The following is a 12,047-nucleotide window of genomic DNA, read 5'->3' on the forward strand; positions in this document are numbered from 1 at the left end:
ATAGAATATGGCTAGAACGGACACCTTCGGAACGAAGGGAAGCGTAAAGGGTTCTTGTGTGTGGCTTACCGTTCAGCGAACACACACAAGTCGCTTGAAGCCCCCACCTCTAAGCGAAGCGTAGGTGGTGGGTAGTTCACAAGAAAATCCGTATTCGACATCGGCGCTCAGCCGTGTGGATGACATTCACACCGCCGCTGAGCGGGCGGTGAAAGGGACGAAGTGGGAAGACGCGACGATCGCTGTCGGCGGCGTCACCAGCACGTACGCCGATTTGCAGGCGATCTCAAACGCCGACTATAAACGGACGGCCGTGCTGATGTTGATCGGCATCGCCATCGTGCTCGCAGCGCTCCTTCGTTCGCTTATCATGCCGCTCTATTTGATCTTGTCGCTCGTCCTGACGTATTACACATCGATGGCCGTCACCGAACTCATTTTCGTCAACGGCCTCGGCTATGCCGGCTTGAACTGGGCGGTGTCGTTCTTCGCCTTTGTGTTGCTGTTGGCGCTTGGCATCGACTACAGCATCTTCCTCATGGATCGGTTCAACGAATACCGCGGCTGGCCGGTGAAGGAAGCGATGCTGTCGGCGATGGGCCATATGGGGCCGGTCATCATCTCGGCCGCCGTGATTTTAGGCGGAACGTTCGCCGCGATGTATCCGTCCGGTGTCTTGTCGCTCTTGCAAATCGCGACGATTGTGCTGACAGGGCTTCTCCTTTACGCCCTCGTCGTTCTGCCGCTGTTTGTGCCGGTCATGGTCCGCACGTTCGGCCGCGCGAACTGGTGGCCGTTTCGGCAGCCAGTGAGCGAAGTGGATGGTCTGGAACAACAAAAAATCAGTTAGGAAGGCGAGTCAACGCCGCTCCCCGCATGCTGGGGGCGGCGTTCTTTTTCAGGAGAGCTGGCACGATGCCGCCTCTCCTCATCAACGAAATATAGGTGCTCGTTGCTTGATCGTCCGCCAGCGATTCATTCCTTTTCCATTTCACAAAGCATATTTTTTCCTCTTTTGCCCAACATAAAGTATGATGAGTAGTAGAGAACATTCCAAAACCTAAAGGAGGGCTGCCGCATGACGAAACGAGTGCTCATGGTGGTGACGAACCATACGACGATCACCGACGACCATAAAACCGGGCTTTGGCTTGAGGAGTTTGCCGTACCGTATTTGGTATTTAAAGAAAAAGGGTATGACGTGAAAGTGGCGAGCATTCAAGGCGGCGAGGTGCCGCTTGACCCGCGCAGCATCAATGAAAAAGACCCGTCTTGGGCGGAGGCGGAAGCAGTGCTGAAGAACACAACACGTTTAAGCAAGGATGATGCACACGGGTTTGACGCCATTTTCCTTCCCGGTGGACACGGGACGATGTTCGATTTTCCCGACAATGAAACGCTGCAATACGTCTTGCAGCAGTTTGCCGAAGACGGGCGCATCATCGCCGCTGTCTGCCACGGTCCGTCAGGGCTGGTGAACGCCACATACAAAGACGGCACGCCGATTGTGAAAGGAAAAACGGTCACGTCATTTACGGATGAAGAAGAGCGTGAAGTCGGGCTTGATGTGCATATGCCGTTTTTGCTCGAGTCGACGCTGCGCCTGCGCGGTGCAAATTTCGTCCACGGCGAGAAATGGACCGATTTCTCGGTGCGCGACGGTAACTTGATCACCGGGCAAAATCCGCAATCAAGCCGAAGCACGGCGGAAAAAGTCGTCGCCGCGCTGGAAGAGCGGGCGTGAGCGATAAAGGCTGAATGTGCGGCAAAGGGGTGTCCCAAGAGAACGGGGCACCCTTTCTTCATGACGGGATGCAGGGACACACATATTACCCGTGGTGCTAGATAAACTCAAACAAACATCATTGTTCATCAATCCCACTCCTTCACTACCGGCGCTTGGCGATGGCAAGCGCCTTTTTCGTATTGGCGAAATGAAGCTTGGCGCACGCCGCGAGCGCTTCTTCCCCCCGCGCGCGGATGATCCGGGCGGCGGCTTCGTCAACGATGGCGCCGGCACCTTTTGGAAGCAGGAGGCCGACGGCGCGGGATAATTGCTCCATCTCCTCTAAAAACACATAGCGGGCGATGATCGAGGCGGCGGCGACTGATACGTGGACACTTTCCGCCTTGGGAAGGCAGTGCACCCGCTCGCGGATAATGCGATCTTCATCGGAAAGGTAACGGAAATACGAATCCCGTTTTAAAAATTCGTCGATGATGATTGCTTCTGGTTCGGCGGGCGCGATGGCGTCAACGAGTTTCACGAGCGTCCGGTTGTGAAGGAGCGCCTTCATTTTCGTCTGCGGCATGCCGCTTCGCTGCCAGCGGTTGTATTGGGGGTTATCCAGCACGGTGACCGCATGCGGCACGGTTTCCATGATGGCTGGTGCGATCCGTTTGATCGCTTCATCGTTCAATTGTTTCGAATCTTTCACGCCAAGCGCCGCGATTTTGGCGATATGCGGCCGATCCACGTAGACGGCGGCGACGACGATCGGGCCGAAATAATCGCCGGTGCCGACTTCATCGGAACCGATGGCGGAAAGAGACCCGAGTTGATGAGCTGCCAAAGCGGACGGCTGGTGGTCAGCTGTTTCGTTTGAGGCGATCGCCCCTGATATCCATTTCGCTGCTTCTTGCTCCGCCGCTTTCCCTTGAAACAGCACTTTGCCTGAGCGGTAGGCGGTGATCACGACATCCGGGCGTTTGACGGCAAACAACGCTCCAGCCGGAAGCCGGTCGGACAAGGCGCCTTCATAGTGGGCGCGCAAGGCCTCAAGCAGCTGTTGGTCGGCTTGAATCACATAGTTTGACAACGTTCGATCGCTCCTTTATCTTCTCTATCGTTGCTGTGTGTCGCTTCTTTCCATTATACCAGCGTTCATGATATGATAAACAGTAGGATTTGGCGAAATGGGGGAGAAAGCTTGACAGAACAGCCAAAAACGCGAGTGAGCGTCCGCATCTATGGACAAGACTACACGATCGTCGGCGCGGAAAGCCCGGCCCACATCCGGCTCGTGGCGGCGTTCGTTGATGATAAAATGCATGAATTCAGCGAGAAAAATCCGCTCCTTGATGTGCCGAAGCTGGCCGTGTTGACAGCCGTCAACATCGCCAGTGAGTATCTCAAACTGAAAGAACAATATCAACGGCTGGCGGAACAGCTGAAACAGGAAAAGGACGGGAAACAGGATGATTGATGTCGTGCTGCTGTTTGTCCTGTTGATGGGGGCGATGATCGGGCTGAAGCGCGGCTTTATCCTTCAATTCATTCATATGGCCGGGTTTCTCATCGCCTTTTTCGTCGCCTATCGCTATTATGAACGGTTTGTGCCGACATTGCGCCTTTGGATTCCGTATCCGACGTTCGGAGATCCGGAGACGATGAAGCTGCTGTTTCAGAGCACGCATTTGGACGATGCCTATTATCGGGCGATTTCCTTTGCGCTTTTGTTTTTTGCTGTGAAAATCGTCCTGCAAATCATCGGCTCGATGCTTGATTTCGTCGCCCAACTGCCGCTCTTGCGAAGCGTCAACCGTCTGGCGGGGGCGGCGCTCGGGTTTGCGGAAGTGTATTTGCTCGTCTTTTTGCTGTTGTATATCGGGGCGCTCGTGCCGATTGACAGCGTGCAGGAGCAGCTGCAGCGTTCGCTTATGGCGACCGTGATTGTGAAACATACGCCGGTGTTGTCGGAGATGCTTGGCAACTGGTGGATTCATGGCCGCGTCTGACCGGGCGTGGCCGCGGTTTTGCGGGAAAGGGAGGAAATGGGGATGAGCGTCCATAAAAAAGAAGTCATCCGCCTGCTTGAAACGATCGCACTGTATATGGAGATCAAAGGAGAAAATCCATTTAAGGTCAACGCCTTCCGCAAAGCGGCGAACGCCTTGGAAACGGATGAGCGGAGCCTCGCGGAAATCGGCGACTTCACCGCCATTCCCGGCATCGGCAAAAGCACGGCGGCGATCATCACCGAGTTTGTCGAAACCGGTTCATCATCGGTGCTCGAGGAATTAAAGCGCGATATTCCGGAAACGCTTCTTTCCTTGCTTAAGATCCCGGGGCTTGGCGGCAAAAAAATCGCCAAGCTGCATCAAGAGCTCGGTATTGTCGATATGGATGGATTGAAAGAAGCGTGTCTGGTGGGAAAAGTGCGGGAGCTTCCTGGTTTTGGCGCGAAAACGGAGGAAAAGTTGTTGGCGGCGATTGAGGAGGCGGGCAAACGCCCTGAGCGGCTGCCGCTCGCTCGGGTGCTCGCCGCCGCGGCGGATGTGGAACGCCAGCTTGCTTGTCTTGATGGCGTGATCCGCTTCTCGCGGGCCGGCAGTTTGCGTCGCGTAAACGAAACGGTGAAAGATTTGGATTATGTCATCGCCACCGACCGTCCGGCTGCGGTGCGCGACGGGCTTCTTCGTTTTGAGCGTGTCCGCGAGGTCATCGCTGCTGGGGAAACGAAAGTGTCGCTTCTGCTTCGCTATGACGACGATGTGGCCGTCGACTTCCGGCTGGTTAGCGGGGCGCAGTTTGCGACCGCGCTCCATCATTTCACCGGATCGAAGGAGCATAACGTGCGCATGCGCCAGCTCGCCAAAGAGCGCGGGGAGAAAATCAGCGAATACGGCGTGGAAGACGAAGCGACTGGCAAGGTGAAAACGTTCCCGGATGAAGCGGCGTTTTACGCCCATTTCGGGCTGCCGCACATTCCCCCGGAGCTGCGTGAAGACGGCACGGAAATCGAGCGCTATTCGGATCGATATCCGCTTGTCCGCCTTGAAGACATTCAAGGCGATTTGCATATGCATTCGGCATGGAGCGACGGGGCGTGTTCGCTTGAGGAGCTCGTTGAGGCGTGCCGCCGCCGCGGCTATCGGTATATGGCCATCACCGACCATTCGCAATTTTTGAAAGTCGCCAACGGTTTGACGCCGGATCGATTGCGGCGCCAGCGCGAGGAAATCGAACGGCTGAACGCGCGCTATTCGGATTTTACCATCCTCGCCGGCATTGAGATGGATATTTTGCCGGACGGGACGCTCGATTACGATGATGACGTGCTCAAGGAGCTGGATTTTGTCATCGCCGCCATTCACTCTGCGTTCAAACAGCCGCGCGAGGCGATCATGAAGCGGCTCGAGGCGGCGTTTCGCAATCCGTACGTCGATGTCATCGCCCATCCGACCGGAAGGCTCATCGGCCAGCGCGGCGGTTATGACGTCGATCTCGATCGGCTCATGAAACTCGCGGCCGAGACGAACACGGTGCTTGAGTTAAACGCCAACCCGAGCCGTCTCGATTTGTCGGCAGCTTACGTGAAAAAAGCCGAGGAAGCGGGGGCGTATATTGCCATTAACACGGACGCCCACCATTTGGACATGCTTGATGATATGGCTATTGGCGTGGCGACGGCAAGGAAAGGCTGGATCAAGAACGAAACGGTCATCAACACATGGCCGCTTGACAAGCTGCGGCAGTTTTTGCGCGACAAACGAACGAAATGAATGAGCTGGGGGTCAGATACGTGCAACGAAAAGTGCTTCACACCTTGGAGTTCGATAAAGTGAAAGAGCAGTTGGCTGAGCATGCGTCCTCGCCGCTCGGTTTGGAAAAAATCGAGGCGCTCATGCCGTCATCCGATTTGGAGGAGGTGGCCGCTTGGCTTGAGGAAACGGATGAAGCGGCCGCTGTTTTGCGACTTGCTGGCTATGCGCCGCTTGACGGAGTTGTCAACATTCGCCCTCATTTGAAACGGGCGTCGATCGGCGGCGTGCTCAGTCCGCAAGAACTCGTGGAAACGGCATCCACCTTGACCGCAAGCCGGCAGATGAAACGGCTGATTATGGATCTGCATGAAGAGCAGGGGGGATTGGATCGTCTGTCCATTTATGCCGATGAGCTCGTGGAGGTGCCGGCGCTTGAGCATGACATTCGCCGTTCGATCGACGACCATGGCGAGGTATTGGATGCCGCAAGCGACCGCCTCCGTTCGCTCCGCGGGCAAATTCGGTCAGTGGAAGCGCGCATCCGCGAGAAGCTTGAGAGCATCATTCGCTCGCCGTCGGCGCAAAAGCGGCTGTCGGACGCCATCATTACGATCCGCAACGACCGCTATGTCATTCCGGTGAAACAAGAGTATCGCAGTGCCTATGGCGGCATCGTCCACGACCAGTCGGCGTCCGGGGCGACGCTGTTTATCGAGCCGCAGGCGGTCGTCGAGTTGAACAACGCACTCCGCGAAGCGCGGGCGAAAGAAAAGCAAGAAATCGAACGCATTTTGCGCGAACTGTCGGCAAAAGTCGCTGAGCAGGCTGAACCGCTTGCGCGGGCGGTTGAGTCGCTTGCGGCGCTCGATTTTGCGTTTGCCAAGGCGAAATACGCCCGCCGGCTGCAAGCCGCGAAGCCAGCGGTCAATAACCGAGGCTATCTTCGCTTTGTGCAGGCCCGCCATCCGCTGCTTGATCAAGAAAAGGCGGTGCCGAATGACATTGAACTCGGCGGCGATTATACGACGATCGTCATAACAGGCCCAAACACCGGCGGGAAAACGGTGACGTTAAAAACGGTCGGCTTGTTGACATTAATGGCGCAAGCGGGGCTGTTTATCCCGGCGGCCGACGGATCGGAAGCGGCGGTGTTCCGCGCAGTGTACGCGGATATCGGCGACGAGCAGTCGATCGAACAAAGCTTGAGCACGTTCTCGTCCCATATGGTCAATATTGTCGACATTTTGCGCCATGTCGATGGCCAAAGCCTTGTGCTGTTTGATGAGCTCGGAGCAGGCACCGACCCGCAGGAAGGGGCGGCGCTTGCCATCGCCATCTTGGATGAAGTGCACGGGCGCGGGGCGCGGACGGTGGCGACGACGCATTATCCCGAATTGAAAGCGTACGGCTACAACCGCCCCGGGGTGGTGAACGCGAGCGTTGAATTTGACACCGAAACGCTCCGTCCGACGTATAAACTATTGATCGGCATTCCCGGCCGCAGCAACGCCTTTGACATCTCACGCCGCTTGGGGTTGGATGAGCGGATTATCGAGCGGGCGAAAGCGCAAGTGAGCGCGGAAAGCCATAACGTGGAAAACATGATCGCGTCGCTCGAACGGAGCAAAAAGCAAGCCGAGGAAGACGAAGCACGGGCGCGCGCGGCGTTGGAGGAAGCGGAGCGGCTGCGCGCCGAGTGGGAGCAAAAGCTCGAAGCGCTCGAAGAGGAAAAAGAAGAGCGGCTGGCTGAAGCGGCGAAGCAGGCAACGGACATCATCCGCGCCGCCGAGCGCGAAGCCGAGCGGGTGATCCATGAACTGCGCCGCCTGCAAAAAGAAAAGCAGGCGGAAGTGAAAGAACATGAGCTCGCCGAGGCAAAACAGCGGCTCGCCGCCGCCGTGCCGAAAGTCGAGAAACGGAAAAGAGCAAAAAAACAGGCGCCGCGCCATGTATTCCAGCCGGGTGATGAAGTGAAGGTGACGAGCCTCAACCAAAAAGGCTACTTGATCGAAAAAGTGTCGGACGATGAATGGCAAGTGCAGCTCGGCATTTTGAAAATGAAAATTCACGAGCGTGACTTAGAATACATCGGCAGCGCGCCGGTGAACGACGTGACGCCGATTGCGACCGTGAAAGGCAAGGACGCCCATGTGAGCCTTGAGCTTGATTTGCGCGGCGAACGGTACGAAGATGCGCTCCTTCGGCTTGAGAAATACTTGGATGACGCCGTGCTCGCCGGATATGCGCGCGTCTCCATCATCCACGGCAAAGGGACAGGCGCGCTCCGTCAAGGGGTGCAGCAGTTTTTAAAGCAGCACAGGGCGGTCAAAAGCTTCCGATTTGGTGAGGCGAATGAAGGCGGGACCGGGGTGACGGTCGTGGAACTGAAATGATGGGGGCGAGAATGATGGCGCCGTTTTGGGAGCACGAAATGGTGAGAACCGCTGCCAATTTCAGCGTCGCCGTGCTGTGCATCGTGGTGTTTTTGGCCGTGTTTGAACTCGTCACGAAGTATAAAAACTGGGAAGAAATTCAAAAAGGCAATATGGCAGTGGCGATGGCAACCGGCGGAAAGATTTTTGGCATTGCCAATATTTTTCGTTACGCGCTCGCCCACCATGAGTCGCTGTTGTCGATGGTCGGCTGGGGCGTGTACGGGTTTTTGCTTCTGCTCGCTACGTATTTTATTTATGAATTTTTGACGCCGAAGTTTAACATCGATGATGAAATCGCCAACGACAACCGGGCGGTCGGCTTTATCTCGATGGTCATTTCCGTCGGTTTGTCGTTTGTCATCGGCGAAGGGATTCAGTAAAGGGGAACAACCGAATGAACGCAGTAGTCAAATGGTTGTTGATTGCGGTCGGGCTGTTTTTGATCGCCGGCATCGCGTATATGGCGGTGCGCAACCGATCGGTCGATGTGCTGGCGAAAATCTTGTTTGTCATTTGCGCGTGCTTTTTCTTCATTGGTTTGGTGTACTGGTTTTGGTGACGTCTCGCTCAGGCGAGGCGTTTTTTAGATGAAAAATTACAAAAAGTGAAATAAAATAGAAACAAGGAGGGATGCATATGGAAAAACCGTGGCTCGCTCATTATCCGCCGTCCATTCCTGCTACGCTCGACTATCCAAAGAAAACGCTTTCCGACTATTTGTGGGAGACGGCGGAACAATATGGCGACAAAGACGCCATCGATTTTTTCGGAAGGCTCTTTTCTAAAAAATTGTTGCTAATAACCTCAATAAATGTTTACCAAATTTTTTTAAAAATAATGGTATAATAAATCTGGGAGTGATGATTATGTTAAGGTTAATATCGGTAATCATAACGATACCCTTAGTAGCCATTCATTTCGCCATTCTATACTTTTGGGTTTTCGATTGGCGAAAATTGGTTACACAAGTGGGCTTAATAAGTTGGATTTTCTCAATTATATTGGGTATTTTCGTCTATTTTGCTTATCGAAAGTTCATTAAAAACCAAAAATTTACTGTTGTCAGTAGAAAAGTATTATTCAGTTCAACTTTAATGACCATCGTTTTAGGTGTTCTTACGTTAGTCATTGAAGTAATTACAAGGTCAATGCCTTAGGAGGGGATTGATTTATGCACTCCTTCTAATTGTTTCAACAGTTGTAAAATTTACTTGTTGGCAAGAGGCAAGGAACATTTCTTTCGCTTGTTCTTTTTTCGGTATCTTCTTATTCAATTCAAGAAAACGATGCCAGAATAAGTAGTTATCAAGGTATTTCGTTGCTACACCTTGAAACCTATCCATCCACTTTTTCAAACGAGTATGATACCCGTTGACGTGTTGAATATGGTAAATTCCTTTCTTTGTATAGACACCTTTGCAAACATTAATGGCTTCGTGTTGTAATTCCTTCATCGTAGCGAATTTTTTATAGTTGGTTGCTGTATCTGTGCATAGCAAAGCAGAGGTGTCAATATGTTTTCCTAACACCTCATCAATTTCCATAGCCGTAACACGACCTCTTCCTACCATTTGGGAAAGGATTTGTCCGTTTCTATCGTGTGCAACTACCACACAAATTTGTTCTTCAGAAATGCCACGTTTTTTGGCTACACCGCCACGTTTACGAGCCTTTCTGTGAGCGATGAACTTTTTGCCTTTTTCACTTTCTAAAAAGTAAGTTTCATCGCTTTCCACGATTCCCTTTAGTGTTGGATGACCAAGAGAACGAATCGCATATAGAATTTTGTGTCGCCAATAAAAGGCAGTTGAAATTTTGCGCCGCCTTGGTGTTCAAAAAAGGAGACCGGGTGGCGGTGATGCTGCCAAACTGCCCGCAGGCGGTGATCAGCTACTACGGGACGCTCCTAGCGGGCGGCATCGTCGTGCAGACGAATCCGCTTTACACCGAGTATGAGCTTGAATACCAGCTGAACGACAGCGGCGCCTCGGTGCTCGTGACGATGGATCTTTTGTATCCAAAGACGGAAAAGGTGAAAGGGAGGACGCCGGTCAAGCATTGGATTGTCACGAGAATGCAAGAGTATTTGCCCACGGTGAAGAAATGGCTGTATCCGCTTGTGCAATGGAAGCAAAACATGCCGATTGTCCGCATCGCGGAAAGCGAAACTGTTCATCTGTTCCGTACGATCATGAGCCGCAAGGAAACCGCTCCGATCGGGGTGGACATCGACCCCGTGGAAGATGTGGCGCTGCTGCAATATACAGGCGGCACGACGGGACATCCGAAAGCGGCCATGTTGACGCATCGCAACTTGATCGCCAATACGCTCATGTGCGCCCATTGGGTGTATAAATGCGAAAAAGGAAAAGAAACGGTGCTCGGTGTGCTTCCGTTTTTCCACGTGTACGGCATGACGACGGTGATGAATTTGTCCGTGATGATGGCGAGCAAAATGGTGCTGTTCCCGCGCTTTGATGTCAAGCAAACATTAAAAGCAATCGAGCGCACCCGGCCGACGATGTTCCCAGGCGCACCGACGATGTACATCGCTTTGTTGAACCATCCGGATTTGCTGAAATATGATTTATCTTCGATCAACGTCTGCATCTGCGGATCCGCTCCGCTACCGGTTGAGGTGCAGGAGCAGTTTGAACAGGTGACGGGCGGAAAATTGATTGAAGGATACGGGTTGACCGAGGCATCCCCTGTCACCCATAGCAACTTTCTTTGGGACGGGGAGCGGGTGAAAGGAAGCATCGGTGTTCCGCGGCCGGATACGGACGCGAAAATTGTTTCCTTGGAAACGGGTGAGGAAGCAAAGCCCGGCGAGCGTGGAGAACTCGTCGTGCGCGGGCCGCAAGTGATGAAAGGCTACTGGAACCAGCCGGAGGAGACTGAGCAAGTGCTGCGCGACGGATGGCTGTACACCGGCGACATTGGCTATATGGATGAGCGTGGGTATTTTTATATCGTCGACCGCAAGAAAGATGTCATTATCGCCGGCGGTTACAACATTTACCCGCGCGAAGTCGAAGAAGCGCTGTATGAGCACCCGAAAGTGCAGGAAGCGGCCGTGATCGGCGTTCCGGATCCGTACCGCGGCGAGACGGTGAAAGCGTTCGTCGTGTTAAAGCCGGGGGAGATGTGCAGCGAACAGGAGCTTGACGTGTTTATGCGCCAGCGCCTGGCTGCTTACAAAGTGCCTCGCCTGTACGAGTTCCGCAGCGAATTGCCGAAGACGGCGGTCGGCAAAATTTTGCGCCGTGTTCTCGCAGAGCAAGAAAAAAATAAGGCTTGACAAATCGTCGGAACAATTCGTAAAATGGGAATATGAATGATGATTCATTCACTTGAAGATGGGGATCGGAAGCAAAGGAGAATGACGATTGCGCAGAGAAAAGCCGAAGTTCAAGCAAATTATTGACGCGGCCGTCGTCGTCATCGCCGAGCACGGCTACCATCAAGCACAGGTGTCGAAAATCGCCAAGCAGGCCGGTGTCGCCGACGGCACGATCTACCTTTATTTTAAAAACAAAGAGGATATTTTAATTTCGCTTTTTCAGGAAAAGATGGGGGCGTTCATCGAGAAAATTGAACAAGAGACAGAAGGAATTTCAAGCCCCCTAGAGAAATTGTATGTGTTGGTGAAAACTCATTTTTCCGCCCTCGCTGCTGATCCGCATATGGCGGTCGTGACGCAGCTTGAGTTGCGTCAGTCGAACAAAGAGCTGCGCCATCGCATTAATGACGTGCTGAAAGGATATTTGCGGCTCATCGACCGCATCATCATGGAGGGGATGGAAAAAGGGGAATTTCGCCAAGATTTAGACGTCCGGCTCACCCGGCAAATGATCTTTGGCACCCTTGATGAAACGGTGACGACGTGGGTGATGAACGAGCAAAAGTACGACCTAGCCGCGCTCGCCGATCCGGTGTACGAACTGCTCATCAAAGGGTGCGCCGCCGGGCGTTAGGAAAGGCAGGGTAGCGTCAAAAGTTCTATGAAAACTCCACACAGATCATCCCATTGAGCATCGTGGGGCATGCGGAGGGCCGGATTCGCCCTTGACCAACACCCGCCAAAGGTGCGGAAGAGTCGTCAAGGGCGACGGGGACAAAAAA

General features: G+C 53.6%; 10 protein-coding genes and 3 pseudogenes. 11 read left to right on the forward strand and 2 right to left on the reverse strand.

What is annotated here, in order from left to right; all coding sequences use genetic code 11:
* Positions 1-142: 142 nt before the first annotated feature.
* Both IKE44_RS08665 and IKE44_RS08670 read left to right on the forward strand, forming a co-directional pair.
* Positions 143-850, forward strand: a pseudogene (locus IKE44_RS08665) (MMPL family transporter); the annotation flags it as partial.
* 228 nt (positions 851-1,078) lie between these two features.
* Positions 1,079-1,744 (forward strand): type 1 glutamine amidotransferase domain-containing protein, encoded by a 666-nt coding sequence (locus IKE44_RS08670; RefSeq protein WP_015375566.1) that lies wholly within the window; start codon positions 1,079-1,081, stop codon positions 1,742-1,744.
* Between the two features lie 145 nt (positions 1,745-1,889).
* Here IKE44_RS08670 and rnhC read toward each other — a convergent pair whose 3' ends face one another.
* A complete protein-coding gene (gene rnhC / locus IKE44_RS08675; protein WP_287465645.1) occupies positions 1,890-2,819 on the reverse strand; it encodes a ribonuclease HIII in 930 nt (309 codons plus the stop codon).
* Between the two features lie 111 nt (positions 2,820-2,930).
* On the opposite strand from rnhC, the gene zapA reads away from it, so the two are divergent.
* The 7 genes from zapA to IKE44_RS08710 all read left to right on the forward strand — a co-directional run bounded on the left by zapA (position 2,931) and on the right by IKE44_RS08710 (position 8,768).
* A complete protein-coding gene (gene zapA / locus IKE44_RS08680; RefSeq protein ID WP_014196491.1) occupies positions 2,931-3,206 on the forward strand; it encodes a cell division protein ZapA in 276 nt (91 codons plus the stop codon).
* A complete protein-coding gene (locus tag IKE44_RS08685; protein ID WP_044742486.1) occupies positions 3,199-3,738 on the forward strand; it encodes a CvpA family protein in 540 nt (179 codons plus the stop codon). The genes zapA and IKE44_RS08685 overlap by 8 nt, the downstream gene beginning before the upstream one ends.
* A 42-nt stretch (positions 3,739-3,780) precedes the next feature.
* Entirely contained in the window at positions 3,781-5,505 is a 1,725-nt protein-coding gene (polX, locus tag IKE44_RS08690; protein WP_049625691.1) for a DNA polymerase/3'-5' exonuclease PolX, read from the forward strand.
* A gap of 20 nt (positions 5,506-5,525) precedes the next feature.
* Positions 5,526-7,880 carry an endonuclease MutS2 gene (locus tag IKE44_RS08695; protein WP_310794014.1) on the forward strand — a complete coding sequence of 785 codons (2,355 nt, stop codon included), beginning with the start codon at positions 5,526-5,528 and terminating at the stop codon, positions 7,878-7,880.
* 14 nt (positions 7,881-7,894) lie between these two features.
* On the forward strand, positions 7,895-8,302 hold the full coding sequence (locus IKE44_RS08700) for a DUF350 domain-containing protein (protein ID WP_287465648.1): 408 nt from the start codon (positions 7,895-7,897) through the stop codon (positions 8,300-8,302).
* Positions 8,303-8,316: 14 nt separating this feature from the next.
* Positions 8,317-8,481 (forward strand): hypothetical protein, encoded by a 165-nt coding sequence (locus IKE44_RS08705; RefSeq protein ID WP_162839634.1) that lies wholly within the window; start codon positions 8,317-8,319, stop codon positions 8,479-8,481.
* A gap of 77 nt (positions 8,482-8,558) precedes the next feature.
* Entirely contained in the window at positions 8,559-8,768 is a 210-nt protein-coding gene (locus tag IKE44_RS08710; RefSeq protein WP_049626569.1) for a hypothetical protein, read from the forward strand.
* A gap of 323 nt (positions 8,769-9,091) precedes the next feature.
* Here the strand turns inward: IKE44_RS08710 and IKE44_RS08715 are convergent.
* Positions 9,092-9,736: pseudogene (locus tag IKE44_RS08715) on the reverse strand (IS1595-like element ISBsm2 family transposase); the annotation flags it as partial.
* Positions 9,737-9,756: 20 nt separating this feature from the next.
* Here IKE44_RS08715 and IKE44_RS08720 point away from each other — a divergent pair.
* A pseudogene (locus IKE44_RS08720) lies at positions 9,757-11,263 on the forward strand (AMP-binding protein); the annotation flags it as partial.
* A 48-nt stretch (positions 11,264-11,311) separates the two neighbouring features.
* Complete coding sequence (locus IKE44_RS08725) at positions 11,312-11,899, forward strand: fatty acid metabolism transcriptional regulator FadR (RefSeq protein ID WP_033010670.1); 588 nt, start codon at positions 11,312-11,314, stop codon at positions 11,897-11,899.
* Positions 11,900-12,047: the final 148 nt, after the last annotated feature.

It is taken from the genome of Geobacillus sp. (genome assembly GCF_017515625.1).
GTDB classification, from domain to species: Bacteria; Bacillota; Bacilli; order Bacillales; family Anoxybacillaceae; genus Geobacillus; species Geobacillus stearothermophilus.

Coding starts and splice junctions, on each gene's coding strand:
- IKE44_RS08705 (WP_162839634.1), top strand. CDS start 8,317: ATGAACGCAGTAGTCAAATGGTTGTTGATTGCGGTCGGGCTGTTTTTG.
- IKE44_RS08710 (WP_049626569.1), top strand. CDS start 8,559: ATGGAAAAACCGTGGCTCGCTCATTATCCGCCGTCCATTCCTGCTACG.
- IKE44_RS08685 (WP_044742486.1), top strand. CDS start 3,199: ATGATTGATGTCGTGCTGCTGTTTGTCCTGTTGATGGGGGCGATGATC.
- polX (WP_049625691.1), top strand. CDS start 3,781: ATGAGCGTCCATAAAAAAGAAGTCATCCGCCTGCTTGAAACGATCGCA.
- IKE44_RS08700 (WP_287465648.1), top strand. CDS start 7,895: ATGGCGCCGTTTTGGGAGCACGAAATGGTGAGAACCGCTGCCAATTTC.
- IKE44_RS08670 (WP_015375566.1), top strand. CDS start 1,079: ATGACGAAACGAGTGCTCATGGTGGTGACGAACCATACGACGATCACC.